The organism is Morganella morganii H1r, assembly GCF_000633515.1.
Lineage (GTDB): Bacteria > Pseudomonadota > Gammaproteobacteria > Enterobacterales > Enterobacteriaceae > Morganella > Morganella morganii_B.
Genome location: NZ_AYMP01000010.1, coordinates 241,216 through 265,251 on the forward strand (window position 1 = coordinate 241,216; position 24,036 = coordinate 265,251).

A 24,036-nucleotide genomic window follows, 5' to 3' on the forward strand; every position below is an offset into this window, starting at 1 on the left:
ACAATAACAGCGGAAAATAATGCCTGTTTTCGGGAACAGAGAAAGTTCAGAGACGGGTTACCGGATTATCCGCGGAGAGGATCCCAGATTTGCTGAAAACGTTTTGAATTACTGGCAGTATAAATAACAGTATGAGAAATATTCCGGTGCCCCAGATAATCCTGAATCAGACGGGTATCACGGCCGAGATCCGCAAGGGAATAGCCGCAGGCATGGCGCAGCATATGCGGATGCGGTGCCACGGAAATATTGGCAGCCCTGCCGTACTGCTTTAATAATGTATGCACCTGCTGACGGGAAATTGCCCCGCTTTTCTGTGATAAAAATACCCACTCCAAATCCCGGTTACGCCAGGTATTCCTGATATTCAGCCATGCAACCAGCGCATTATATTCAACATCGATAAGTGGTTGTGTGGTGGAAAGCCCGCCTTTCAGACGCCGGACATAAATAAGGCGGCTGTCCAGATCAATATCAGAAAGTGACAGATGACATAATTCACTGACACGGAAACCGTGCAGATAGCACATTAAAATCATGCAGTAATTTCGTTCGGCATACCGGCTTTTCCCGGCTTCTTTCAGGATGGCGTCAACTTCATAACGGGTCAAAAACTTACGTTTGTCCATGATTTATTCCTGTTTATTGTCCGATAATTTCATAAAAACCAGAGATATCACTATAGCAAGTAATAAAAATGAATAAAGACAACGGACAGGAAAGAAAGTACTACAAAGTGTTTACGTATTGACAATATTTTCATAAAAACCAATCAGGAATTGGCTTTTTTTAATCTGAGAGCGATCAGTTTAAGACTTGTGTAAAGAGGTAAATATTCTCAATTTAAAAAAAGACAAAATACATCAAATTGTTTGTAATTATCACTAAAGGTTTTACCTTAGTCAAATACTGATGGGTTAGTCAAATTATCAACACATAACTCATTAATTTTTAAAAGGTTAATATTTTATTCTGCCGGGTGGCGGCTGTCTGTTTCAGAACTGTCATTATTTTTTACAGTGCTTAAAAACAGAGAAGGGTAGAAACGTGATATTCACCTGTTTTACGTGATAAAAAAGAACAGCTTTCTTCATTTTTTTACGATAACAGCGATTCATTCTTAACGGGACAATTTGATGTATTTTGTCCCGTTTTTTTATATATCCGGATAACGGAACAGACATATTCATCAAATAACGATAACGCCGCGCGGTTTCATATTTCCGCGTGTGACCGCGTTATTTTTAATATCAAAAAAGCAGAACGTAATATAGGAAATAACATGACTTTGAATAAATTAGCATTAGTGCTGGGCTTTGGTATGTCTGTGGTTGCAGGTGCGGCGTCTGCTGCTGATCAGGGACACGGTACTGTTAAATTCACCGGCTCAATTATTGACGCGCCTTGCTCTATTACACCTGATACCGAAAACCAGACTGTTCCGTTAGGCCAGATCTCCACTGCCGCACTGAAAGACGGCGGCCGCAGTAATTCCCGTGATTTCAAAATCGCATTAGAGAATTGCACAACAGAAACCTACAAAACCGTACAGACCACATTCACCGGTTCTGAGGCCGCTGATATTCTGGCCGGTTCCCTGGGTATTGAAGGGATCGCCAAAAACGCAGCCGTTGTTATTACCGATGCAGGCGGAAAACAGATCAAATTAGGCACACCAAGCGCGGCACAGGCACTGCGTGATGGTAATAACGATCTGAACTTTGCGGCGTATTTACAGGGTTCATCTGCTGAAGCCGCTGTCCCGGGTGACTTCACCGCTATCGCGACATTCGCACTGACTTATCAGTAATTAATGCCGGTACGGTTCAGGGATGAGCCGTGCCGCTTTTCAGTTGTGTGCGTTCAGCGGAGGCAGGAAATGGTGAGCAGAGTCATCCCTCAGGGAGTGCTGATAACAATAGTGTGTTTTTCCGCTTATACAGCAGGTGAAACAAAACAGGATGCAAAAACCAGTCTGCGTTTCGGTGCGGTACAGATGCAGGGCACGATCCTTGAGCCGGTCTGTACGATTTCCACCGCCAGCCGTGAGCAGGCCGTGGCGCTGACCGATGTTTCCGTTCCGCAGTTGCGTGATGAAGGGCAGGGACCCGCAGACTATTTCTGGATCAGGCTGACGGAATGCACCGTGCAGCCGGTGAAAGGCGGTACGGCGGATAATCTCCGTTTCCGGGTCACGTTTGAGGGCGCTGAGCAGGACGGACGTTTTCAGCTGACCGGTTCCGGCAAAGGGGCTTCCTTATCGATTTCAGACCGCAACGGGAATGAGGCGGTTCCCGGCAAACCCTTACCGCCCGCAGATATTGATCTCAATAATATGGCGCTGCGATATCAGGCGCGTCTCGTGAAAAACAGTGATGAACTTCAGTCCGGTTATTACCGGGCAACAGTGGGTTTCAAGCTGGAATATTATTAAACCGAGCTGACTGGATCCATTATGGTAATTCCGCTGAGTACCGTCTCCCGCCGGAGACTGACAGTGCTGATTTCATTTATTCTGACCGGTATCCCGCAGGCAGCTTATCCGGATAATCAGGATGTTGAATTTAATACTGATATTCTCGATGTAAACGATAAACAGAATATTGATCTGTCCGATTTTTCCCGTGCCGGTTATATCATGCCCGGCACCTACGACTTTTTTATCCGGGTGAATAACAGTGAGTTACCTGATAGTTATCCGGTTTCTTATATTGTACGGCCGGGAGATCCGAAAGGCAGTGTTGCCTGTTTATCTCCGGAACTGATGGCACAGGCCGGGCTGAAACCGGTGTGGACAGAACGCATGCGCTGGTGGAATGACGGCAAATGTCTGGATACCGCGTCACTGCCCGGTATGTCGGTATCACCGAAACTGGCGGACAGTGAGCTTATCCTGACACTGCCGCAGGCTTATCTGGAATACACCGCCGCTAACTGGGATCCGCCTTCCCGCTGGGATGAGGGGATTTCCGGCGTACTGTTTGATTACAACGTGAATGCCGGTATTAATGACCCGGCACACGGCAAACAGACACAGCAGGTCACCGGGAACGGGACTGCCGGGGCAAACCTCGGGGTCTGGCGTGTCCGTGCCGACTGGCAGGCGAATCTCCGTCACACCACCGGTTCCGGGGATCGCTCCGGACATAACTGGACATGGAGCCAGACCTATCTCTACCGGGCGATTGCCTCATTACAGGCAAAACTGACGATGGGGGAAACCTTCTCGCGCTCGGATATTTTCGACAACTTCCGCTATACCGGGGTCAATCTGGCCACTGATGACAATATGCTGCCGCCGAATCTGCGCGGCTATGCACCGGAAGTGACGGGTGTGGCGAAAACCAATGCCAAAATTACCGTCAGTCAGCAGGGCAGGGTGATTTATGAAACCCTGGTCGCGCCGGGGCCGTTCCGTATTCAGGATATTAATGATGCGGTCAGCGGCAAACTGGATGTCCGGGTGGAGGAGCAGGATGGCTCTGTACAGTCATTTCAGATGGATACCGCCAGTATTCCTTACCTGACCCGTCCGGGCCGGGTGCAGTACAAACTCGCTGCCGGGCAGCCGTCTGAAATCGGCCGCCACGGGAAAGGCCCTGTTTTTGGTATGGGGGAATTCTCGTGGGGGATCAGTAACGGCTGGTCATTGTACGGTGGCTCCCTCGTTGCCGGGGACTATAACGCAGTTTCTCTTGGTGTTGGTCGTGATTTGATGGCCTTCGGGGCCATCTCTTTTGATGCCACCCAATCTTTTGCCCGTCTGCCGCAGGAAGACAAGCAGTATCGCGGCGGCTCATACCGCCTGAGTTACTCCAAACGGTTTGAGGAGCTGGACAGCCAGGTCACCTTCGCCGGATACCGTTTCTCCGAACGCGACTTTATGAGCATGAATCAGTATCTGGATCGCCGCTACAGCGATAACCGCGCGGATAACAATAAAGAGCTGTACACCATCATGTTCAGTAAGCAGTTCCCGGATATCGGGCTGAGCACCTATCTGAACTACAGCCACCAGACTTACTGGAACCGGCCGGATAACGACAACTATAACCTGTCGCTGGCGAAGTACATGGATATCGGCAGTTATAAGAACATCAATATCAGCTTATCTGCTTACCGTAACAAATATCAGGATAAGAATGATGACGGGGTGTATCTCAATATCAGCATGCCGCTGGGGGATCGGGCCACGGTCAGCTACAACAGCATGATCAACCGTCACGGTAATTCCCATAACGTCAGTTATTACGATCGTCCGGATGATAACAACAGTTACCGCCTCGGCACCGGTCTGAGCAGCAACGGCAAAGCCTCCGTTGACGGCTATTACATGCACTATGCCGACAGCGCGCTGGTCACCGCCAGTGCCGGACATATTGACGGGGAATATACCTCGGCATCGCTCTCGCTTCAGGGCGGGGTGACGATGACACCGCAGGGCGGGGCATTCCACCGCATCAATATGCCGGGCAGTGCCCGCCTGCTGGTGGATACCGGTGGTGTGGCGGATGTGCCGGTCAGAAGCACCGGGGCACTCAGCTATACCAACCGCTTCGGGAAAGCTGTTCTGCCGGATATGAATAATTACTTCCGCAACAGTGCCGCCATCGATATCAATAAACTGCCGGAAAATGCGGAAGCCCGCCGCTCTGTTCAGCAGCTGACACTGACCGAAGGCGCTATCGGCTATCGCCGGTTTGATGTGCTGTCAGGACAAAAAGCGATGGCCACTATCCGCCTGGCGGACGGCAGTGAACCGCCGTTCGGCGCCGTGGTGACCTCGGCGGATAACCGCGAACTGGGGATCGTCAATGATGGCGGGCAGGTGTATCTCAGCGGTATCAACAGCGGGGATATTCTGACGCTGCGGCGCGGCAGTGAGGCCGCGTGCCGCATGACGGTGCCGGAACTTGCACCGGGACAGGCGCTGTACACCCTGTTACTGACCTGCGGCGCAGAGCCGCAATCCGTCCCGGAAAAACCGCAGCCGGTTGCGCTGCCGTCTTCCCCGCCGCCGGCTGACCGCCCGCAGCAGGGGAAATGGCTGAATATCACAGGCCGGGCAGACCCGGTACCTTCCACATGTAACGCAATGAGTGATTCATTATGATGTCAGTTAAACAAACCCGTCTCTCTGTTCTGGCTGTTGCCGCTGTATTGCTGGCCTCAGCACAGTCGCACGCGGCAATTGCGCTGGACAGAACCCGCGTCATTTTCAACGGAGCGGAAAAATCGGTCAGTCTGAATGTCAGCAATCTGAATAAAGAGCTGCCGTATCTGGCGCAGGGATGGATTGAGGATCAGAACGGAGAAAAAATTTCGTCGCCGCTGGTGGTTTTGCCGCCGGTGCAGCGGATTGAGCCGGGTGATAAAAGTCAGGTAAAAATTCAGGCGTTACCGGCGATTGCCGCGCTGCCGCAGGACAGGGAAAGTGTCTTCTATTTCAATCTGCGGGAAATTCCGCCGCGCAGTAACCGGCAGAATGTCCTGCAAATCGCCCTGCAGACCCGCATCAAACTGTTTTACCGCCCGGAAGCTATCTATGCCTCACAAACGGATCTGACTAATCCGTGGCAGGAAAAAATCACCCTGACGCGCCGGGGTGATCACTATGAAGTCCATAACCCGACCGCGTATTACGTGACGATTGTCGATGCCCTCAGCGGGCTGGGCGGCAAAAGTCTGAACGGGTTCTCTCCGCTGATGGTGGCACCGAAAAGCCGGGGCACACTCGGCCTCAGTGCATCTGCGCTCGGCAGTGCGCCGGTGCTGAGTTATATCAACGACTACGGCGGCCGCCCGCAGCTGCAGTTCAGTTGCAGCGGTGCAGAGTGCCGTGTGACCAAAACGGCTGCCGGTAACTGAACAGACAGGGGATAAACCATGGATGAGCGGATCAGAAAACAGCGTTTCCTCCGGCGGATACTGGCGGTTGTGCTCTGTATTTCTGCGGGAAGTGCGGCGGCACTGCCGGAACGGGTGGCCGGTATCCGGGGCGTGCCCGGGATCACCTATATCACTATCCGCGGCAATGTGATTGCGCCGCCGCCGTGTGTCATCAACAACGGCAATACCATCCTGGTGGATTTCGGGGAGGTGATGAGTACCCGCATTGACGGTCAGCGCTACAAACAGCCGGTCAGTTACACGGCGGAGTGCACAAAGATGCCGACCAATGCCATGACACTGGCCATCACCGGCAATACCGCCGAGTTTGATGCCGGATTACTGCAGACCGAAATCGCGGGGCTGGGGGTGCGCATGCTTTATCAGGGGCGGCAGCTCAATCCCGGTGAAAAAGTGAAATTTACTTATCCGGTCTTTCCGGCGCTGGAAGCGGTGCCTGTCCGTGATATGACGGCGGTGCTGACCGGCGGGGATTTCTCGGCGGTGGCAACACTGGAACTGGATTATCAGTAAGGAGCCTGACCATGGCAAAACATTACCGGCGGTTACTGATACTGCTGCTGTGTGCCGCAGCGGGCAGCGCAGCCGCGCCGAACATGAAGCTGTTTGGTACGTTGCTGGTGCCGCCTGCCTGCACGATCAGCGACAACGGCGTGATCGATGTGTTTTTCGGTGACAACGTCGGCGTGCATAAAGTGGATGGTGTCAATTACACCCGGGCGGTCAATTACACCCTGGTGTGTGAGGACAATATCAAGGGCTGGGATCTGGGGTTATCGGTTACCGGTCCGGTCAGCGGATTTGATGATGCGGCCTTACAGACCAACATCCCCGACCTGGCGATCCACCTGACGCAGAACGGAAAACCGTTCACGCTCAACAAACGCATTGCGGTATCACCGGATAACCCGCCGGTGATTCAGGCGGTGCCGGTAAAACGGCCGGGCAGCACACTGCCGGAAGGCGCATTTGATGTGACCGCCACTCTGCTGGCGGAATATCAGTAGGAGCAAGGCAATGAATGAAACAGTAAGGCGCTTTTTTATCAGTACCTGCGGTGTGTTTCTGTTATCTCTGCCGGGTGCGGATGCCGGGGCTGTCCCTGACAACCTGTATTTTCACGGCACGCTGGTGGATGAACCCTGCACGATACATCCGGGGGATGAAATCGTGGAACTGCCGTTCGGCAATATCCCTGATAAAAACCTGTATGCCTATCAGCGGACACCCTCAAAGGATTTCCGGATCCGGCTCTCGGAGTGTGATACCTCCATCGGCAGGCGGGTGACGGTGATGTTTGCCGGGGATGAAAACCCGTTTATCAGCGGCGCGCTGGCGATAAGCCCGGGCAGTCAGGCTGAAGGCATTGCGGTCGGGCTGGAAAATGCGGACGGCACGGCGCTGGCGGTCAATGAAGCGTCACCGCAGATCACACTGAACGACGGACTGACGCTGCTGAACTTCCGTGCCTATGTGCAGGGCGAGCCGGATGCGCTGGCAAACAAAACCATTAAACGCGGGCCGTTCAGTGCCATTGCGACATTTCATCTTAATTATGACTGACGGGTAACCGGGACTGGCTATGAACAGATTTCTGAAAATAACAGTGGCGGTTGCGCTGCTCTGGTCCGCTTCGGCGGGGGCATCCATCTTCTCTTATATTACGGAATCCTCAGGGAAACCGACGGATGCTGTTTACACCTATATTATTGAGCGCTGGGATCCGGAAGAGCCATCGGCTCCCAACCCCTGCTACGGCTGGTCTGTCTGCTGGATCAATATCAACCACAAACACGATGTGGATGGTTCACCGGGCTCTTCCACCAAATCGATTGTCCGTGTGGAAAAACTGAGAACACTGGCGGAAGTGCGGGATGCGGTTTTGAATAATATCTCGCTGCCCTACCAGGGAAAAGCAGAACACAGAGGGCCATCGCTGAATTCCAATCAGGAGTGTGTGGGGTTGTTTTATGAATCCGCATCAGGCGGCTGGTCGAAGAACGGACGTCTGCTGCCGGGATCATTGTGCGGTATCGCTCCGCCACCGGTGGGTGCCTGTGAGGTGACCAGCGGCTCAGTCATTCTGGATTACGGGGATATTGATGAAGTCAGTCTGCCGGATGCGGCCCGCAATCAAAATATCACCGTCACCTGCAATCTGGATATGGATATCCTCGTAATCGCCTCCGGCTCAGACAGCGGTCGTGTCCCGCTGCGGCCGGATAACAGTCTGTATGCGGATCTTTATCTTAACGGCAATCCGGGTGAGCGGGGTGCGCCCATTCATGTCCCGGCCGGTGGTGCGACTCAGGTGGATGTGAAATCGGTACTGAAAGTGAACGGACGGGTTGCACCGGGGGCTTTCGAAGGTTCCGGATCCATCATTCTTGTGATGCCGTAATTTCTTATTTTCTTTCATGGTGTTGCGGAACTCCGCAGCATTGTGAGCCCGGAAGGAGACTGAAATATGATTACAGAAGATACTGATTTAACCGTTAATAAATCTGTCGGCTACCGAATCTTCCGCAAGCGGAAAGAACTGGGCTGGTCCGGCAGCCGCCTGGCAGACCATCTCGGGATCAGCCAGCAGCAGTTCTCGCGTTACGAGCGGGGATGCAGCCAGATTAATGTCAGCCTGCTGGTCAGGGCGGCGGAAGTTTTACAGACACCGGTCAGCTGGTTTTTTGCTGACTGTCCGGAAGCGCGTTCATACCGGGAGTGCTTCCGGGGAAAAGCGGATATTTATACGGCGGAATCTGTTCCGGAGTATGGATTATCCGTACCCTCCCGGTACAAAAGGAAACCGGATGAAGGAAAACAGACGTAAACACCTGATGCAGTCTGAGGTGGAAAAAATGATGGCGGCAGCAGAAAACGGCCGCGATCCGGAGCGGAACACCTGCCTGTTGTGGATGTGTTTTGTCCACGGCTTCCGCGTCAGTGAACTGGGGAAACTGAGTTTATCGGACATGGATGTTGCCGCCGATAATCTCTATATAAGACGACTTAAAAACGGCCTTTCGACCACCCATCCCCTGAGCCGCACAGAAAAAAATCTGCTTACCCGCTGGCTTAACTGCCGCTCCCGTTATCCCCGCGCTGCTGAAAACCACTGGCTGTTTTTATCCCGCAAAGGCGGGCATCTTTCCCGCTCCCGTATCTACCGGATCTTAAAAGCGCTGGGGGAAATGGCCGGGCTGCCGGTGGCGGTTCATCCGCATATGCTGCGCCATGCCTGCGGCTATGCGCTGGCCGATAAAGGTGCGGATACCCGGCTGATTCAGGATTATCTCGGACACCGCAATATTCAGCATACCGTACTGTACACCGCAGCAAATCCGGGGCGTTTTCGCGGATTATGGGACTAGAATAATGTAACATAATAAACCAAAGTGTCGCTATATTATTTCTTGTTTATTTATCAGGCAATATTTAAATTTAAAATATATCAAAATAAGTTCAAAATACCGTCAGGTACCTCCATTGGTTGTTTTGTGATCTCATCCGGGTTGATTTTTGTTCGTTTAAAGCGTGTTTTTTGTCCGCTACAGAATCTTCTTAACGATTTGTGCTGGCCTGTTCTGACGTAAAACAGCAATACTCCGCCTTTTTTTCTGCCTGTTTATCCCCCCTGCTTCTGCCGTACCCGCCAAATCAATTTTCACTACCCGGTAAATTTATACATTTCAGCGTGATACGCAAAACGCAACATTTTGGTTTATTTGGTTGCGTCACGGGTATGAGAAATAACCATCCGGAACGGACGCTGATGACGAAATAAACCGGATAACCGGCAGGATCATGAATCCGCTGACGGTGAAACGGTGCAGGCAGTTCCGGAACAGCATCAAAAACGTACAAAAGCAAAACGTTGCTTATATATGCCGTATATCGGCATTTTTATCTAAAACGAGCAGATCAGGAATTTGGATATGAGTATGAAAAAAGTGGTTCTCGCACTGGCAGTTTCTTCCGCAATGGTAATGACTGCGCAGGCAGCAAATCAGGGCGGCGGAAAAATCAACTTCAATGGTGAAGTGATTGATGCAGCCTGTTCTATCGATGCAAACAGCCTGAAACAGACTGTTGAGCTGGGCAGCGTGGCTAAAGTGCAACTGGCGAAGGGCGGTACATCCACCCCGGTTGATTTCACTATCCGGTTACACAACTGCGATATCACCGATAAAACCACCACAACAGTCACCTTTAAAGGTGTCGCGGGTGGTGTTGCGGCAGATGGTCTGGATAAAGCCTTTGGCGTCAGCGGCCCGGCGACCGGTGCAATGGGCGTGGTTGTAACGGATGCAGGCGGTAACGTCATCGCACCGGGGGCAGTATCATCCGCATTTACCTTAAACGAAGGTGATAACACACTGAATTTTAAAGCGTATATGCAGGGTGCAACAACCGCTGACACTGTTGCGCCCGGTGCTTTCACCGCAACAGCTGACTTCCTGATGGACTATCAGTAATCGGGGGCAGTGTACTTACCCGTACCGGAAATCCGGTGCGGGGATCCGGGGGGGAGCAAACGTGAAGGCGAACATATTCGGCACCGGGCTGCTGGCAGTCTGCCTGACAGTTTCTGCGGCAGAAGGTCGGCAGCAGCGCGGGCAGGTCTGGTTACAGGGAGTTGTACTGGATTCTTCCTGCACCATCAATATGCAGGATCAGTATCAACGGATTGAAATACCACAGGTTGCCGCAACCGGGTTATATCAGCGCGGATACAGTTCAGCCTTTGCTTTTGCTGTCCGCCTGGAAAATTGCCTGTTGTCAGCGGATGACAAAAATCTGCGGATAACCTTTACCGGCCCGGCAGACAGCAACGGATTGTTTGCTGTCAGCGGGGAAGCGGAAGGCGTCGGGATTCAGCTCAGTCAGGGGGATGGTTCGGTGATCATGCCGGGAAAAGCCGTGGCGCTCCCGGACATACCACAGACAAAAAATATCACACTGAACTACCGGTTACGGCTGATTGCTGATCGTAAATCACTGAGAACAGGGGCATACCGGTCGACCGTTAATTTTAACCTGGATTATTTGTGATGAAAGCCAATGTAATTCCGTCAGGCCGCAGAATACCGCGCCCGGCGGTGCGGTTAAAACCGCTGACATTTATGATCCTGCTCTCTGTGTTTTCTGCGGCGGTACAGGCGGAGGACATGACGGAGTTCAATACTGAGGTATTGGATCTTAATGAGCGCGGAGAGATTGATTTATCACAGTTTTCTCAGGCCGGTTATGTGATGCCGGGAACCTATTCCCTGGCACTGAAAATCAATAACAGCATGCTGGCAGAGCGGCAGATCCGTTTTCTGGCCCCGGATAATGATCCGCAGGGCAGCATGGCCTGTATTACCCCTGCGATGAGCGAAGAGCTGGGGCTGACCTCACCGGCAAAAGGACAGCTGACCTGGTGGCACAACGGAGAGTGCGCGGATCCGGCCTCATTACCGGGGATGACTCTGCGGGCGGATTTTGCCGCCGGGGCACTGCGTGTCAGCCTGCCGCAGGCTTATCTGGAATATACCGCAGAGAACTGGGATCCGCCGTCGCGCTGGGATGAAGGTATTGCCGGTTTTATCCTTGATTACAACCTGAACGGACAACTGACAAAACAACGCGAAGCCGGACACAGTAACCGGCAGGAACTCAGCGGTAATGGCACCACCGGGCTGAATGCCGGTGCCTGGCGTCTGCGTGCGGACTGGCAGGGACGCTATTCACGCACCAATCACGAATCGGATCAGCGCTGGGACTGGAACCGGTTTTATGCGTACCGCGCCATTGCGCCGCTGCGGGCAAAATTAACGCTGGGGGAAAATTATCTTACCTCCGGCATGTTCGATAGTTTTCGCTATACCGGCGTGGCACTGGATACGGATGACATGATGCTGCCGCCGAATCTGCGCGGCTATGCACCGGAAGTCGCCGGTGTGGCGAAAACCAATGCGCGGGCTACCGTGAAACAGCAGGGACGGGTGATTTATGAAACCACGGTTGCCGCCGGGCCGTTTCAGATCCGGGATTTAAGCAATGCGCTATCCGGCAAACTGGATGTGGAAGTGGCGGAGCAGGACGGCACAGTACAGACTTTTCAGGTGGATGCGGCGAGTGTGCCGTATCTGACCCGGCCGGGACTGGTGCGGTATAAAGTGGCGCTCGGTAAACCTTCGGAATATGACCATCGCGTTAAAGGGCCGGAGTTTATCAGCAGTGAGTTCTCGTGGGGTGTCAGTAACGGCTGGTCAGTTTACGGCGGCGGGTTATTTGCCGGGAAATACACGGCGGTTTCTGCCGGTATCGGCCGTGACCTGCTGATGCTGGGCGCGTTATCCGCCGATATCACACAATCCCGGGCATCATTGCCGGACGGTGAAACCAAAAAAGGCGGCTCTTACCGGCTGAGTTATTCCAAGCGGTTCGATGCCACCAACAGCCAGGTCACCTTCGCCGGATACCGGTTTTCAGAGCGGGATTTTATGACGATGTCGCAGTATCTGAATGCCCGGTATCACAATTCAGCGGTAACAGGGAACGGCAAAGAGATGTACACCATGACATTCAGCCAGACACTGAGTTCGCTGAATACCAATGTGTATCTGAATTTTAACCACCAGACTTACTGGGATCGCCCGGCAAGTGACAACTGGAATATTTCCGCCTCCCATTATTTTGATATCGGGCAGGTGAAAAATATCAGCCTGAATTTATCGGCTTACCGCAACCGCCACGAAGACGGACGCGATGACGGAATGTATATCGGGCTGTCTGTGCCGTGGGGAGAAAGCGGCAGCATGGGCTACAGCGGGCAGTTCAGTAAAGGACAAAACAGTCACTCGGCGGATTACAGTGATCGTATTAATGAGAAGATGAATTACCGTATCACCGCAGGGATGAGCAGCGATCACCGCACTATCGGTAACGGTTATCTGGACTATCGCGGGGACAAAGCAGAAGTCACCGCCACCGCCGGATTTGAAGGTGAGCGCTACAGTGCCGCCGGGCTTTCTGTGCGCGGCGGGTTTACCGCCACAGAAGAAGGTGCGGCACTGCACCGCAGCGGTGTCATGGGCGGAACCCGGATGCTGGTGGATACCGGCGGTGTGGCGGATGTTCCGGTCCGGGGCGGCGGCGGCGAAACCACCACCAATATCTTCGGCAAAGCAGTCGTCAGCGATATCAGTAACTACTACCGCAACAGTGTGAATGTGGATCTGAATCAGCTGGGGGAAAACGCCGAAGCCACGCGCTCTGTGGTGCAGGGCACGCTGACGGAAGGAGCTATCGGATTCCGCCGTTTCGGTATTGTCTCCGGACAGAAAGCGATGGCGGTACTCAGCCTGGCTGACGGTGATGTTCCGCCGTTCGGCGCGGTGGTTCAGAACAGGGAGCATATCCGGACCGGGATGGTCAGTGAAGACGGCATGGTCTGGCTCTCCGGTATCAATCCGGAAGAGACAATGCAGGTGTTGTGGGGCGGGGAAATGCAGTGCGAAATCCGTTTCCCGGAAACGATTCCGGCCGGGAATCTGCTGCTGCCGTGTGTCTCTGCGACGAAGACGCAGTCTGAAAAATCAGTAACAACAGAAGAAACACCCCGCTGGCTGACAGAGGCTGATGCGGGGAACAGAAGAGAGAGTAAGCAATGAAAAATCAATACCATCGTTTCACTTCACGATGCCTTCCGGCTCTGACACTGGCTGCCATTCTGGCTGCGCCGGCGGGGCATGCGGCAATCGCACTGGACAGGACCCGTGTCATTTTAAACGGCAGTGAACGTGCTGAAAGTGTTGAGATTTCTAATCAGAATAAAGAATTGCCGTATCTGGCACAGGCATGGATTGAAGATGCGCAGGGTAACAAAATCAAAGATCCGCTGGTGGCACTGCCGCCCATTCAGCGGGTGGAAGCCGGTGAAAAAAGCCAGGTAAAAATTCAGCCGACAGCCGGCATGAAGATGCTGGCGCAGGATAAAGAGAGTCTTTATTACTTTAATCTGCGTGAAATTCCGCCGAAAACGGACAAAGCCAACACCTTGCAGATTGCCTTACAGACCCGTATCAAGCTGTTTTACCGCCCGGCCGGTTTAGTGGCGGCGCAGAATGCAGCGCCGTGGCAGGAGAATATCACGCTGACACGTCAGGGAAATGCATACACGGTGAATAATCCGACACCATATTACGTCACTATCTCCTCGGCATCAGCGGCTTATAAAGGAAAAGATATCAGCGGTTTCAATGCATTAATGATTGCGCCAAACAGCAGTGAGGTACTCGGCGGCAGTGCTGCGTCACTGGGGAATGCACCGGTACTGGGTTACATCAATGATTACGGCGGTCGTCCGAAGATGATTTTTGCCTGTCAGGGTAATACCTGCCGGGTCAGTGAAGTAAAACCGGGCTGATGTGACACCGCAGACCAGGAGCAGAGAAAGTGAAAATATCCGTTTCGTATATGACTGTGCTGTGTTCCGGTCTGCTGATGTGTTCAGCGGCATACAGTGCGGACGTTGAAGTAAAAGGACAACTGGTGTTTGAACCGTGCACCTTATCGCAGGCGGGTGAAAATATCTCACTGCCGTTCGGCACAATAGTTAAAAACTATTTTTATACCGCAGACCGGACACCGCCGGAGCCGTTCACGATTGAACTGACTAATTGTGATACCGGGATTGGCAAAGAGGCATTTGTGACCTTTCGCGGTGCGGAAAGCCACGCTCTGCCGGGCTTGCTGCTGCCGGATAACGGCACATTACCGGGATTGGCTATCGGCATTGAAACCCCGGAAGGGAAGCCGCTGCCGCTGAATAAAACCAGCCCGGCATATGCCCTGAGTGACGGAACAACTACGCTGAATTTTCAGGGTTATATACAGGCAGAACCTGATGCGGTGAAGGACAAAACCCTGACGACAGGTGTGCTGTCAGCGACAGCCACATTTGAAATTTCATATCCGTAGTCTGCCCGGCAGATCACAGACAGGATTGTATTATGACATTCATAACATGTGCGCACGCTTTGGTACTGGCCGGGCTGTTATCAGCCGCAGTGAGTCCGGCGGCATTTTCTGCCCCGCGCAAAGCCGGTGATGAAAGCCGGATGATAATCAACATTTCCGGCTCTGTCATCGCCACCGGGCGGTGTACTTTTAAAGATTCATCACAGCAGGTGATTGAATTCGGTGATATCCGTTACTCCTCTGTTTCCGGAGTGAATAATCTGAGCGGCCGTTACAAACAGCCGCTCAGCAGTGAAATGACATGCAGCGGCGATACGGCAGGGAATACCCTTTTTCGTCTGGAGTCAAAAAGCGGCGCGCCGGTCAGTGACGGCAGTCATCAGTTACTGCCGGTGAATATCGGCAACGACAGAACGCCGAATCTGGGGATCCGGTTGCTGGTCAACGGTAAACCGCAGGACGTGAATACGGATTTTGTCATGGATATTCAGCACTTACCTGTGCTTGAAACAGAACTGATTCAGTTGCATCCGGATGACAATACCTGGCAGAACGGCCAGTCGATTTATTCTCATGCCACATTAATCATGAGTTTTAATTAGCCGGGGAATGAAGAAATGAGCAAAATAATACCCTTTATCTTATCCCCGCTGCTGTTATTTACCGCGCTGTCAGCAACGGCAGCGCAGACCGGTGATCAATCAGCGATCCGTTTCAGCGGCACATTAAGGGCAATGACGATTTGCCGTGTCAATAATGACCGGATGATCACCGCTGATTTTAAAAACGTCGGCATCAATAAGCTGGACACGGAAGTCTACAGCCTGCCGCTCAGCTACACACTGGACTGTCCCGGTATTAATCCGGCCAATACCTTACGGATGATCTTTATGACATCCCGCCCGGCGGCTTCTGACTCTTCGGCGATTGAGAGTGATGTCAGCGGTCTGCTGGTTAAAATCCTGAAAGACGGGCAGCCGCTGGAATTAAATAAATTTTTCACAATTGCTGATATTACACAGCAGCCAAAGCTGGAAGCACAGCTGGTGAAAGTACCGGGTACGGATTTAACACAATCCCCGTTCCGGGCCACCGGTACGCTGGTGGCGGAGTATCTGTAGGAGTAAACCATGAATAAATTAATGATACGCGGTGCAGCGCTGTTTTTTCTGCTGATAATGCCGCAGTATGTATTTGCCAGGGGGTGGATGGGAGCTGCTGCCTGTATTCCGGGGGGGCATGAAATCTTCACTGTCTCGGATACCTGCGACTGGCGTTCTTTTAAAAATGCATATTACGCAGAAGGACAGCCTATTGAAGCCCGCCCTTCGGAAAATAATGCAGGAGATGATAAGTCGTTTGTACCGAAGTCTGGTAATTATGAAATGAAAATGTATTGGTGCTCACTGCCGTACAATATGGATACATGTAATAAAGCTAATGGCTCCATTTTATTATCCGGCGGAGTTGTCAGGTTGGAGAGTTCAAAAAATCTGAGGTCACAACAAGTCGTAACATCGGCAAAAAAAACAAGAGCCCCCAATAAAGGGGGATACTGTATTACTCTCTCTGATGTCGATACCGGGTATGAATATAAAGGTAAAATGGGATATGGTCCTGATAATCGAGGTAAATTTTGTGCTGATGCGCATGAACTTCCGGTTGAACCACCGAAATGTACCCTGAATGGCGGCGCAGACCTGGATGTTCAGCTGGGAAAATCAGAACGTACGGATATTGCGGTAAAATCCGGTACAACAACCCCGGTGACAAAAGATATCTCTATTAAATGCGACGGTAATATTGTCTATAACGCTAATATGAAACTGGACTACACGCCGATTTCTGTCAGCAATGAACAGGTGATCAGCACCAGCACCACCGGATTGGGTGTTGCTGTGTTATATAACGGAAAGGCAATTCAGCCCGGACAGACATTTCCGCTGAGTTACCAGCCCGGTATTCATACTCTGACCCTGGGGTTTGAGGCGGTGCGTGATCCGGCAATACCCGCAACGGATCTGAAAACCGGGGATTTCACTGCCAGTGCGGTACTGGTTTTCACCGAGCAGTAATCACAGTTTAATACTGCGGAAGCGTGCCACATTACTGGCGGTATATAACACGGTGTGCTGAATATTGCGGTGGCCGAGATAATCCTGAATTAACCGGGTATCTGTTCCTCTGTCCGCTAATGCATAACCGCAGGCATGGCGCAGCATATGAGGATGTGCCGCAATATTCAGATCGGCGGACAATCCGCTGTCACGAATAATACGGAATATCTGCTGGCGGGATAAACGACCGCCTTTGCGGGAAAGAAAAAGCCAGGGCTCAGCATAATGTACGGATGTATTTCGCTGTTCCAGCCACGGTGTCAGTAATTTATATTCAAGGGCCTGTAACGGCTGATTGGTGCTTAATCCGTTTTTCAGCCGGGTAATATGAATGGTTTTTTCATCCATATTAATATCACTGAGCATTAATCCGGTCAGTTCACTGGCACGTAATCCGTGACTGAAACAAACGGCAATCAGACATTGATTACGGATATGATTAATTGAGTCAGGTAATGATGATATTAATGAATGAACCTCCTGTTCACTCAGGTGTTTTCGTTCTTTCATGGAAATGTTCAGTATGGTTATTATGGTCAGGTTTTATTCTTTTTCCGACGTTATCACAGAATAAACGGATGGCCTATTTTTCATCATCATAATGATAATGCTGTAAAAAAGTAAAATTGATCGTGTATTGCTGATTTGTCTGAAGATAATGAGCTGAGTATGTTATTTATTTTTTATATCATCGTTATATATTCTGTTTTATTTATTTTTTATGTTTCATTTATCTCCGGAATATTTATTGTTAATCAGCATTGTTTTTTATTTTTGTTAATGGAATGAGTTTAATTTTATTTGAACAATAAATGCTTTTCTGCTCTTATTGGTTTCCGGAATATATTTCCGGATGATTTTATGTCTGAAGGTAATGAATATGACAGAGATTCAATCCTGCCGGGACATGGCACGGGTAAACCGTGCTGTCGGCGACCGGCTTTTCTGCAGACGAAAAGCGCTGGGATATTCCGGGCAGCAGGTCGCAGCCTGTCTGGGAATAAGTCAGCAGCAATTATCCCGTTATGAACGTGGGCAAAGCCGGATTAATGTGGGTATGCTGGTCAGGGCGGCAGATATTTTACAGACGCCGGTCGGCTGGTTTTTTGCCGGGTGTCAGGACAGATTGTCAGACAGTGAAAATCTCAGGGTTCAGTCAGATATTTATACAGCGGCATCGGTGACATCAGAGGCAGAATATACCTGCTGACAGAAAGCGGCTCCGCCGGTATGGCGGAGCCTCAGATTGTTGGCAAAGTCCGGGAAAAAACAGGCCGGGATTTTGTCAGCAATCTTATATCAGACAATCAGTTCTTTTTCACAAACTCAGATTTCAGTTTCATCTGACCAAAGCCGTCGATTTTACAATCGATATTGTGGTCACCTTCCACTAAACGGATACCTTTGACTTTTGTGCCTATTTTCAGCATGGATGAGCTGCCTTTGACTTTCAGGTCTTTTATTACAGTCACGGCATCGCCGTCCGCCAGTAAATTACCGTTGGCATCTTTGACAATCAGCTCGTCACTTTCTGCTGCCGGTTCGGCATCATTCCACTCGTGGGCACATTCAGGGCACACATACATTGCACCGTCTTCATAGGTGTATTCAGAATTACATTTCGGACATGAAGGTAATGACATAATGAGACTCTCAGATTTTTACAATGGGGAGCAGCAAATCGTCACACGATGAGGTGATATTTGCCCGTATTCAGGCGCACTGTTTCCGGTGCGGCCGCCAGTATAGCGGGATTGACACTTTTTTGCAGCTTTTACCGGATAAAGCGTGTGGTTATCGCTTTTTCCGGTCTGCGGACAATAAGCAGGTAAATCACGCAATAACAGCCTCCGGTTTCCTGAAAAACCCGCCAGTACTGGAAATAACCGGAGTTTATCTTTTTTTTCAGAATAAGTACTCAGGGGGAGTACATAATTACGCAGCGGACTCTTATATATTGAAACTGCATTATTTTAATAACCGGTTTCTGACTTTTTTATTTATTTGTCTGTGGCACATCAGGAGTGAAATATGCGTAACGTTGTCCGTTCTTTATTATTGTCTGCGGCACTTGTGGCCGGGTCGTTGAATACCGCCTTTGCTGATCCGCATTTAAACTTTGCCTGGCCGGTGAATGTGGGGCCGCTGAATCCGCATCAGTACGCGCCGAATCAGATGGCCGGGCAAACCATGGTATATGAACCGCTGGTCCGTTATATGAATGACGGAACCGTAAAGCCCTGGCTGGCGGAATCATGGACGGTATCGGATGACGGCAAAACCTATATTTTCACATTACGTGATGATGTGAAATTCTCCAACGGAGAGAAATTTGATGCCGCTGCGGCCAAAGCAAACTTTGATGCCATTCTGGCAAACCGCGAGCGTCATGCCTGGCTTGAACTGGCCAATCAGATTACGGCGGTTGAGGATATCGCCCCGAATCAGTTAAAAATTACCCTGAAAGACGCCTATTACCCTATTTTACAGGAGCTGGCGCTGCCGCGTCCGTTCCGCTTTATTGCGCCGTCACAGTTTAAAGACGGTGGCACCAAAGACGGGATTATTAAACCGATCGGCACCGGCCCGTGGGTATTAACGGAATCCCGGCTGAGCGAGAAAGATGAATTTGCCCGCAACGAATTGTACTGGGGTAAAAAACCGGTGTATGAATCTGTTACGTTTAAAGTGATTCCGGATCCGAATACCCGCGCCGTGGCATTTGAAGCCGGTGAGGTGGATTTATTGTATGGCACGGACGGTATTATTTATCCGGATACCTATCAGCGCTTTAAAAATATGCCGGGCTATACCACCAAACTCTCGGCACCGCTGGAATCACTGGTGCTGGCTATCAATACCAAAACCGGCCCGACCCGTGATTTGGCCGTGCGAAAAGCCATTAATCACGCGGTTGATAAAGATAAAATGATTGAAAAGGTACTGTACGGCACGCAATTAAAAGCTGACACCCTTTTTTCCGAAAATGTGCCATATGCAGACGCCGGTTTAACACCGTATGCCTATAACGTTGAGCAAGCGAAATCCCTGCTGGAAAATGCCGGCTGGAAAGTGAAAACCGAAAACGGTATCCGTGAAAAAGATGGCGAGCCGCTGGTGGTGGAGCTGAATTTTGTCGGCACCGATGCGGTGGCGAAGTCGATTTCTGAGGTGGTTCAGGCCGATCTGCGCCGCGCCGGGATTGATGTGAAGCTGGTCGGGGAAGAGGAAAGCAGTATCTACTCGCGCCAAAAAGATGGTCGTTTCGGGATGATTTTTAACGGTACCTGGGGTGCGCCGTTTGACCCGCATGCGTTTGTCAGTTCCATGCGTATTCCGTCCCATGCCGATTATCAGGCACAACAGGGACTGGCGGATAAAGCAGAAATCGATGCCAAAATCACACAGGTGCTGACCACCACGGATGAAAAACAGCGCCGTGCGCTGTATCACGACATCCTGACCCGTCTGCATGAAGAAGCGGTTTATCTGCCGCTGACCTACATCACCGCCATTGCGGTGGCAAAACCGGAAATCGGCGATGTGCCGTTCAGCGCGATGTCGAATGAGATCCCGTTTGATCAGCTGACACCGGCTGCGAAGTAACAGGTCTGCGATTATGATGCGATTTATTTTCCGGCGGGTGCTGCTGCTGATCCCGATGCTGTTCGGCACCTCGCTGTTTATCTTCCTGATCCTGCGCCTGGGGCCGTCTGACCCCGCGCTGGATTATCTGCGGTTATCCAAAATTCCGCCTACCCCGCAGGCAGTGGAAAGTGCCCGCGAGCTTCTTGGTCTCGATAAGCCGGTCATGACCCAGTACTTTCACTGGCTGTCTGACGCGCTGCATCTGGATTTTGGTATCTCTTATGCCACACAGAAACCGGTGCTGCCGGATCTGCTCTATTTTCTGCCTGCCACGCTGCAACTGGCGGGGCTGGCACTGGCGCTGACCATTATTTTATCTGTACCGATGGGGATGCTGGCGGCGCGTTATCGTGAAAAATGGCCGGATCAGCTGGTGCGGGTGATTGCGTTTATCGGCGTTTCCATGCCGAATTTCTGGCTGGGGTTTCTGCTGATCCTGCTGTTTTCCATTCATCTCGGCTGGCTGCCGCCGATGGGCAAAGGAGAAGCAAAACATCTGGTGATGCCGGTAATTGCTATCTCGCTGATGTCACTGGCGATTAATGCCCGGTTGCTGCGGGCAAGCATGCTCGAGGTGGCAGGGCAGCGCCATGTCCGTTATGCGCGGCTGCGCGGGTTATCTGAAATGACGGTGGAGCGCTCGCATATTCTGCGCAACGCCTGGCTGCCGGTGATCACGGCTATCGGCATGCATATCGGGGAACTGCTCGGCGGTGCACTGATTATCGAGAGTATTTTCAGCTGGCCGGGTGTGGGGCGCTATGCGGTCTCTGCCATTATGAACCGGGATTATCCGGTGATTCAGTGCTTTACCCTGCTGATGGTGGTGATTTTTGTCCTCTGTAACCTGATTGTGGATATTATTTATGCGATTGCGGATCCCCGTATCCGCCTCTCTGCGGAGGGTATCGAATGAGCGATATGATACTGAAAGCCCCTTCCGCCTGGCGGACACTCAGCCGCAATCTTCTGTTGTGGTTTGCGCTGGCCGTGGTGGCGCTGCTGGTACTGGCCATGATTGCCGGGCCGTGGATCTCCCCGCATGATCCGGATTTGGTGGAATTATCAAACCGGCTTCAGGAACCGGATAGTCAGTACTGGCTTGGTACTGACCATCTCGGGCGTGATATTTTTTCCCGCCTGATTGCCGGGGCGCGGATTTCTCTCGGCACCGTAGCAATCACACTGGTGATTATTATGACGCTCGGGCTGGTGATCGGCGGCATTGCCGGGTTTACCGGCGGACGGACGGATCAAATCATCATGCGGTTTACCGATGTGTTCCTGACATTCCCGACACTGGTGCTGGCACTGTTTTTAATCGGCATCCTCGGTACCGGGCTGACAAACGTGATTATCGCGATCGCACTGTCACACTGGGCGTGGTATGCGCGGATTGTCCGCGGGATCATCCTCTCGCTGCGTCACCGGGAATTTTTGCTGGCCGCACGTCTGAGCGGCGCCGGGAATGTGCGGATCTTTCTCCGGCATCTGTTTCCGGCCACCATTTCCCAGCTGATCGTGCTGGCGACCCTGGATATCGGCCATATGATGCTGCATGTCTCCGGGTTGTCATTCCTCGGGCTGGGCGTGGCGGCTCCCACCGCAGAATGGGGTGTGATGATCAGTGATGCCCGCCAGTTTGTCTGGACATCACCGATGCTGATTTTCTGGCCGGGTTTAATTTTATTTTTCAGTGTGATGGCGTTTAACATCCTCGGGGATGCACTGCGTGATCGTCTGGATCCGACACTGAGGGCCGGGACATGTCATTAAATCATTCTGTACTGGCAGTCAGCAATCTGTCTGCAGGGTATCTGCATAATAACCATACCCATTTCCTGCTTTCTGATCTGTCATTTTCATTGCGGCGCGGCGAAGTACTGGCGCTGGTCGGCGCGAGCGGTTCCGGTAAATCCATGACCTGTTCTGCGCTGCTGGATGTGCTGCCGCCGGGCGTGCAGAAAACACAGGGCACTATTCTGCTGGACGGGCAGCCGGTCACCGGGCAGGCCCTGCGCGGCAGGGAAGTGGCATCGATTATGCAAAACCCGCGCAGTGCATTTAACCCGGTGCGGACCATGCATCAGCATATTACCGAAACCCTGAAGGCCACCCGGCAACCGCTGCATGACATTGATAAACGCATCCGTGATGTGCTGGCGGAAGTGGAACTGGGGGACAGTGAACATATCCTGAAGCTCTATCCGTTTGAGATGAGCGGCGGTATGTTACAGCGGATGATGATCGCGATTGCGATCCTCAGTGATGCGCCATTTCTGTTTGCCGATGAGCCGACCACTGATCTGGATCTGGTGGTGCAGATGAAAATCCTTGATTTGCTGGATCATGTTGTGACTGACCGGCAGACCGGGCTTCTGCTGATCACCCATGATATGGGCGTGGTGGCGCGCCTTGCTGATCAGGTGGCGGTGCTGTCAGACGGGAACATTATTGAAACCGGCCCGGTGGAGGATATTTTTTCCCGGCCGGGCGCGCCGGTGACCCGCAATCTTATTTCTGCACATCTTTCACTGTATGGTCTGGAGCTTTCCGCATGACATTGATTTCTGTTGAACACCTGAGCAAAAGCTACCAAAGCCATTCACTGATGGGGGCGGGAACGCCGCGCTGTATTCTTGATGACATTTCCCTGACCCTGAATGAGGGGGAAACCGTTGCGCTGCTCGGGCGCAGCGGCTGCGGAAAAAGCACACTGGCGCGTCAGATCTGCGGGCTGGAATATCCGGAAAAAGGTGATGTTTTTTACCGCGGAATGCCGGTGCGTAAACTGGACAAAAAACAGCGGCAGCAGTTCCGTTCGGAGATCCAGATGGTTTTTCAGGATCCGCCCGGTGCGGTTGATCCGCGTTTTACCCTGGAGCAGATCATTGCCGAACCGCTGAAGCTGCTGACGTCACTGGATGAAACTCAGCGTAAAGCCCGGACAGCCGAACTGCTGGACATGGTGGAACTGCCGCTGTCGGTGCTTGGTAAATTGCCGTCACAGATCAGCGGCGGTCAGTTGCAGCGTATCTGTATTGCCCGGGCGCTGGCCCCGGATCCGCGTCTGATCATCCTGGATGAAGCGGTCTCAAATCTGGATATTCATTTACAGGCATCGCTGCTGACACTGCTCGGACAGCTGCAGAAAACGCAGGGAATCGCATATCTGTTTGTCACGCATGATTTGCGGCTGGTCAGCCGGTTTGCCGCACGGGTAGTGGTCATGGATGAGGGCAAAATTGCGGAGACCTCACCGCAGGGATGCATTGAACAACTGCGCCATCCGGCATCACTGGCACTGAAAAATGCGGTGCTGCCGCCATTCCCGTCTTCTCACCGGCGAAAAGCGGTATCTGTCTGATAAAAATAAAAAAGCGCCGTGATATTAACA

At 51.9% G+C, this 24,036-nt stretch carries 27 protein-coding genes; 24 read left to right on the top strand and 3 right to left on the bottom strand.

Going from position 1 to position 24,036, the window contains the following annotated elements; genetic code table 11:
• Positions 1 to 65: 65 nt before the first annotated feature.
• Entirely contained in the window at positions 66 to 629 is a 564-nt protein-coding gene (locus U868_RS0106295; RefSeq protein ID WP_025152551.1) for a tyrosine-type DNA invertase, read from the bottom strand.
• Between the two features lie 653 nt (positions 630 to 1,282).
• Between U868_RS0106295 and U868_RS0106300 the strand changes: the two genes are divergently transcribed.
• The 18 genes from U868_RS0106300 to U868_RS25895 all read left to right on the top strand — a co-directional run bounded on the left by U868_RS0106300 (position 1,283) and on the right by U868_RS25895 (position 16,949).
• Positions 1,283 to 1,810: a fimbrial protein gene (locus U868_RS0106300; RefSeq protein ID WP_025152552.1), complete on the top strand. Its 528-nt coding sequence runs from the start codon at positions 1,283 to 1,285 to the stop codon at positions 1,808 to 1,810.
• A 69-nt stretch (positions 1,811 to 1,879) separates the two neighbouring features.
• Positions 1,880 to 2,434, top strand: a complete 555-nt coding sequence (locus U868_RS0106305) for a fimbrial protein (RefSeq protein WP_025152553.1) — start codon at positions 1,880 to 1,882, stop codon at positions 2,432 to 2,434.
• A gap of 21 nt (positions 2,435 to 2,455) precedes the next feature.
• Complete coding sequence (locus U868_RS0106310) at positions 2,456 to 5,113, top strand: outer membrane usher protein (RefSeq protein WP_025152554.1); 2,658 nt, start codon at positions 2,456 to 2,458, stop codon at positions 5,111 to 5,113.
• On the top strand, positions 5,110 to 5,868 hold the full coding sequence (locus U868_RS0106315) for a fimbria/pilus periplasmic chaperone (RefSeq protein ID WP_025152555.1): 759 nt from the start codon (positions 5,110 to 5,112) through the stop codon (positions 5,866 to 5,868). The genes U868_RS0106310 and U868_RS0106315 overlap by 4 nt, the downstream gene beginning before the upstream one ends.
• An 18-nt stretch (positions 5,869 to 5,886) precedes the next feature.
• Positions 5,887 to 6,423 carry a fimbrial protein gene (locus U868_RS0106320; RefSeq protein WP_025152556.1) on the top strand — a complete coding sequence of 179 codons (537 nt, stop codon included), beginning with the start codon at positions 5,887 to 5,889 and terminating at the stop codon, positions 6,421 to 6,423.
• A gap of 11 nt (positions 6,424 to 6,434) precedes the next feature.
• Positions 6,435 to 6,917, top strand: coding sequence for a fimbrial protein (locus tag U868_RS0106325; protein ID WP_025152557.1), 483 nt, complete (start codon positions 6,435 to 6,437; stop codon positions 6,915 to 6,917).
• Positions 6,918 to 6,927: 10 nt separating this feature from the next.
• Positions 6,928 to 7,473 carry a fimbrial protein gene (locus tag U868_RS0106330; protein WP_025152558.1) on the top strand — a complete coding sequence of 182 codons (546 nt, stop codon included), beginning with the start codon at positions 6,928 to 6,930 and terminating at the stop codon, positions 7,471 to 7,473.
• Between the two features lie 19 nt (positions 7,474 to 7,492).
• Complete coding sequence (locus U868_RS0106335) at positions 7,493 to 8,311, top strand: hypothetical protein (RefSeq protein WP_025152559.1); 819 nt, start codon at positions 7,493 to 7,495, stop codon at positions 8,309 to 8,311.
• A gap of 66 nt (positions 8,312 to 8,377) precedes the next feature.
• On the top strand, positions 8,378 to 8,737 hold the full coding sequence (locus tag U868_RS0106340; protein ID WP_025152560.1) for a helix-turn-helix domain-containing protein: 360 nt from the start codon (positions 8,378 to 8,380) through the stop codon (positions 8,735 to 8,737).
• Positions 8,718 to 9,278 carry a tyrosine-type DNA invertase gene (locus U868_RS0106345; protein ID WP_025152561.1) on the top strand — a complete coding sequence of 187 codons (561 nt, stop codon included), beginning with the start codon at positions 8,718 to 8,720 and terminating at the stop codon, positions 9,276 to 9,278. The genes U868_RS0106340 and U868_RS0106345 overlap by 20 nt, the downstream gene beginning before the upstream one ends.
• Before the next feature lie 564 nt (positions 9,279 to 9,842).
• Complete coding sequence (locus U868_RS0106355; protein WP_025152562.1) at positions 9,843 to 10,382, top strand: fimbrial protein; 540 nt, start codon at positions 9,843 to 9,845, stop codon at positions 10,380 to 10,382.
• A 61-nt stretch (positions 10,383 to 10,443) separates the two neighbouring features.
• Positions 10,444 to 10,959: a fimbrial protein gene (locus U868_RS0106360; protein ID WP_025152563.1), complete on the top strand. Its 516-nt coding sequence runs from the start codon at positions 10,444 to 10,446 to the stop codon at positions 10,957 to 10,959.
• On the top strand, positions 10,959 to 13,565 hold the full coding sequence (locus U868_RS0106365) for an outer membrane usher protein (RefSeq protein WP_025152564.1): 2,607 nt from the start codon (positions 10,959 to 10,961) through the stop codon (positions 13,563 to 13,565). Before U868_RS0106360 ends, U868_RS0106365 begins: the two co-directional genes overlap by 1 nt.
• Positions 13,562 to 14,320 (top strand): fimbria/pilus periplasmic chaperone, encoded by a 759-nt coding sequence (locus tag U868_RS0106370; RefSeq protein ID WP_025152565.1) that lies wholly within the window; start codon positions 13,562 to 13,564, stop codon positions 14,318 to 14,320. Before U868_RS0106365 ends, U868_RS0106370 begins: the two co-directional genes overlap by 4 nt.
• Positions 14,321 to 14,349: 29 nt before the next feature.
• Positions 14,350 to 14,874, top strand: coding sequence for a fimbrial protein (locus U868_RS0106375; RefSeq protein WP_240182672.1), 525 nt, complete (start codon positions 14,350 to 14,352; stop codon positions 14,872 to 14,874).
• A gap of 32 nt (positions 14,875 to 14,906) precedes the next feature.
• The gene (locus tag U868_RS0106380; protein ID WP_025152567.1) at positions 14,907 to 15,476 is read left to right on the top strand and encodes a fimbrial protein; all 570 of its coding nucleotides are present in this window, start codon (positions 14,907 to 14,909) and stop codon (positions 15,474 to 15,476) included.
• A 15-nt stretch (positions 15,477 to 15,491) separates the two neighbouring features.
• Positions 15,492 to 15,995: a fimbrial protein gene (locus U868_RS0106385; RefSeq protein ID WP_025152568.1), complete on the top strand. Its 504-nt coding sequence runs from the start codon at positions 15,492 to 15,494 to the stop codon at positions 15,993 to 15,995.
• A gap of 483 nt (positions 15,996 to 16,478) precedes the next feature.
• Positions 16,479 to 16,949: a fimbrial protein gene (locus U868_RS25895; protein ID WP_240182673.1), complete on the top strand. Its 471-nt coding sequence runs from the start codon at positions 16,479 to 16,481 to the stop codon at positions 16,947 to 16,949.
• Here the strand turns inward: U868_RS25895 and U868_RS0106395 are convergent, their stop codons facing one another.
• Complete coding sequence (locus U868_RS0106395) at positions 16,950 to 17,501, bottom strand: tyrosine-type recombinase/integrase (protein ID WP_025152570.1); 552 nt, start codon at positions 17,499 to 17,501, stop codon at positions 16,950 to 16,952.
• Positions 17,502 to 17,871: 370 nt separating this feature from the next.
• Between U868_RS0106395 and U868_RS23485 the strand changes: the two genes are divergently transcribed.
• Entirely contained in the window at positions 17,872 to 18,201 is a 330-nt protein-coding gene (locus U868_RS23485; RefSeq protein WP_025152571.1) for a helix-turn-helix domain-containing protein, read from the top strand.
• A 97-nt stretch (positions 18,202 to 18,298) separates the two neighbouring features.
• Here the strand turns inward: U868_RS23485 and U868_RS0106410 are convergent, their stop codons facing one another.
• Entirely contained in the window at positions 18,299 to 18,634 is a 336-nt protein-coding gene (locus U868_RS0106410) for a zinc ribbon domain-containing protein YjdM (RefSeq protein WP_025152572.1), read from the bottom strand.
• Between the two features lie 388 nt (positions 18,635 to 19,022).
• Here U868_RS0106410 and nikA point away from each other — a divergent pair, with 388 nt between their 5' ends.
• Genes nikA through nikE form a run of 5 tightly spaced genes read left to right on the top strand, consistent with a single transcriptional unit; the run spans position 19,023 to position 24,006 of the window.
• Positions 19,023 to 20,597: a nickel ABC transporter substrate-binding protein gene (gene nikA, locus U868_RS0106415; protein ID WP_025152573.1), complete on the top strand. Its 1,575-nt coding sequence runs from the start codon at positions 19,023 to 19,025 to the stop codon at positions 20,595 to 20,597.
• 13 nt (positions 20,598 to 20,610) lie between these two features.
• Positions 20,611 to 21,555 carry a nickel ABC transporter permease subunit NikB gene (gene nikB / locus U868_RS0106420; protein ID WP_025152574.1) on the top strand — a complete coding sequence of 315 codons (945 nt, stop codon included), beginning with the start codon at positions 20,611 to 20,613 and terminating at the stop codon, positions 21,553 to 21,555.
• Positions 21,556 to 21,560: 5 nt separating this feature from the next.
• Complete coding sequence (gene nikC, locus U868_RS0106425; protein ID WP_197539461.1) at positions 21,561 to 22,415, top strand: nickel ABC transporter permease subunit NikC; 855 nt, start codon at positions 21,561 to 21,563, stop codon at positions 22,413 to 22,415.
• Complete coding sequence (gene nikD / locus U868_RS0106430) at positions 22,406 to 23,200, top strand: nickel import ATP-binding protein NikD (RefSeq protein WP_025152575.1); 795 nt, start codon at positions 22,406 to 22,408, stop codon at positions 23,198 to 23,200. Before nikC ends, nikD begins: the two co-directional genes overlap by 10 nt.
• Positions 23,197 to 24,006, top strand: a complete 810-nt coding sequence (gene nikE / locus U868_RS0106435; protein WP_025152576.1) for a nickel import ATP-binding protein NikE — start codon at positions 23,197 to 23,199, stop codon at positions 24,004 to 24,006. Before nikD ends, nikE begins: the two co-directional genes overlap by 4 nt.
• Positions 24,007 to 24,036: the final 30 nt, after the last annotated feature.

Coding starts and splice junctions, on each gene's coding strand:
- U868_RS0106410 (WP_025152572.1), bottom strand. CDS start 18,634: ATGTCATTACCTTCATGTCCGAAATGTAATTCTGAATACACCTATGAA.
- U868_RS0106310 (WP_025152554.1), top strand. CDS start 2,456: ATGGTAATTCCGCTGAGTACCGTCTCCCGCCGGAGACTGACAGTGCTG.
- U868_RS0106380 (WP_025152567.1), top strand. CDS start 14,907: ATGACATTCATAACATGTGCGCACGCTTTGGTACTGGCCGGGCTGTTA.
- U868_RS0106295 (WP_025152551.1), bottom strand. CDS start 629: ATGGACAAACGTAAGTTTTTGACCCGTTATGAAGTTGACGCCATCCTG.
- U868_RS0106325 (WP_025152557.1), top strand. CDS start 6,435: ATGGCAAAACATTACCGGCGGTTACTGATACTGCTGCTGTGTGCCGCA.
- U868_RS0106335 (WP_025152559.1), top strand. CDS start 7,493: ATGAACAGATTTCTGAAAATAACAGTGGCGGTTGCGCTGCTCTGGTCC.
- nikE (WP_025152576.1), top strand. CDS start 23,197: ATGACATTGATTTCTGTTGAACACCTGAGCAAAAGCTACCAAAGCCAT.
- U868_RS0106340 (WP_025152560.1), top strand. CDS start 8,378: ATGATTACAGAAGATACTGATTTAACCGTTAATAAATCTGTCGGCTAC.
- nikA (WP_025152573.1), top strand. CDS start 19,023: ATGCGTAACGTTGTCCGTTCTTTATTATTGTCTGCGGCACTTGTGGCC.
- U868_RS25895 (WP_240182673.1), top strand. CDS start 16,479: ATGGGATATGGTCCTGATAATCGAGGTAAATTTTGTGCTGATGCGCAT.
- U868_RS23485 (WP_025152571.1), top strand. CDS start 17,872: ATGACAGAGATTCAATCCTGCCGGGACATGGCACGGGTAAACCGTGCT.
- nikC (WP_197539461.1), top strand. CDS start 21,561: ATGATACTGAAAGCCCCTTCCGCCTGGCGGACACTCAGCCGCAATCTT.
- U868_RS0106315 (WP_025152555.1), top strand. CDS start 5,110: ATGATGTCAGTTAAACAAACCCGTCTCTCTGTTCTGGCTGTTGCCGCT.
- U868_RS0106345 (WP_025152561.1), top strand. CDS start 8,718: ATGAAGGAAAACAGACGTAAACACCTGATGCAGTCTGAGGTGGAAAAA.
- U868_RS0106355 (WP_025152562.1), top strand. CDS start 9,843: ATGAGTATGAAAAAAGTGGTTCTCGCACTGGCAGTTTCTTCCGCAATG.
- U868_RS0106395 (WP_025152570.1), bottom strand. CDS start 17,501: ATGAAAGAACGAAAACACCTGAGTGAACAGGAGGTTCATTCATTAATA.
- U868_RS0106385 (WP_025152568.1), top strand. CDS start 15,492: ATGAGCAAAATAATACCCTTTATCTTATCCCCGCTGCTGTTATTTACC.
- U868_RS0106365 (WP_025152564.1), top strand. CDS start 10,959: ATGAAAGCCAATGTAATTCCGTCAGGCCGCAGAATACCGCGCCCGGCG.
- U868_RS0106300 (WP_025152552.1), top strand. CDS start 1,283: ATGACTTTGAATAAATTAGCATTAGTGCTGGGCTTTGGTATGTCTGTG.
- U868_RS0106330 (WP_025152558.1), top strand. CDS start 6,928: ATGAATGAAACAGTAAGGCGCTTTTTTATCAGTACCTGCGGTGTGTTT.
- U868_RS0106305 (WP_025152553.1), top strand. CDS start 1,880: ATGGTGAGCAGAGTCATCCCTCAGGGAGTGCTGATAACAATAGTGTGT.
- nikB (WP_025152574.1), top strand. CDS start 20,611: ATGATGCGATTTATTTTCCGGCGGGTGCTGCTGCTGATCCCGATGCTG.
- nikD (WP_025152575.1), top strand. CDS start 22,406: ATGTCATTAAATCATTCTGTACTGGCAGTCAGCAATCTGTCTGCAGGG.
- U868_RS0106320 (WP_025152556.1), top strand. CDS start 5,887: ATGGATGAGCGGATCAGAAAACAGCGTTTCCTCCGGCGGATACTGGCG.
- U868_RS0106370 (WP_025152565.1), top strand. CDS start 13,562: ATGAAAAATCAATACCATCGTTTCACTTCACGATGCCTTCCGGCTCTG.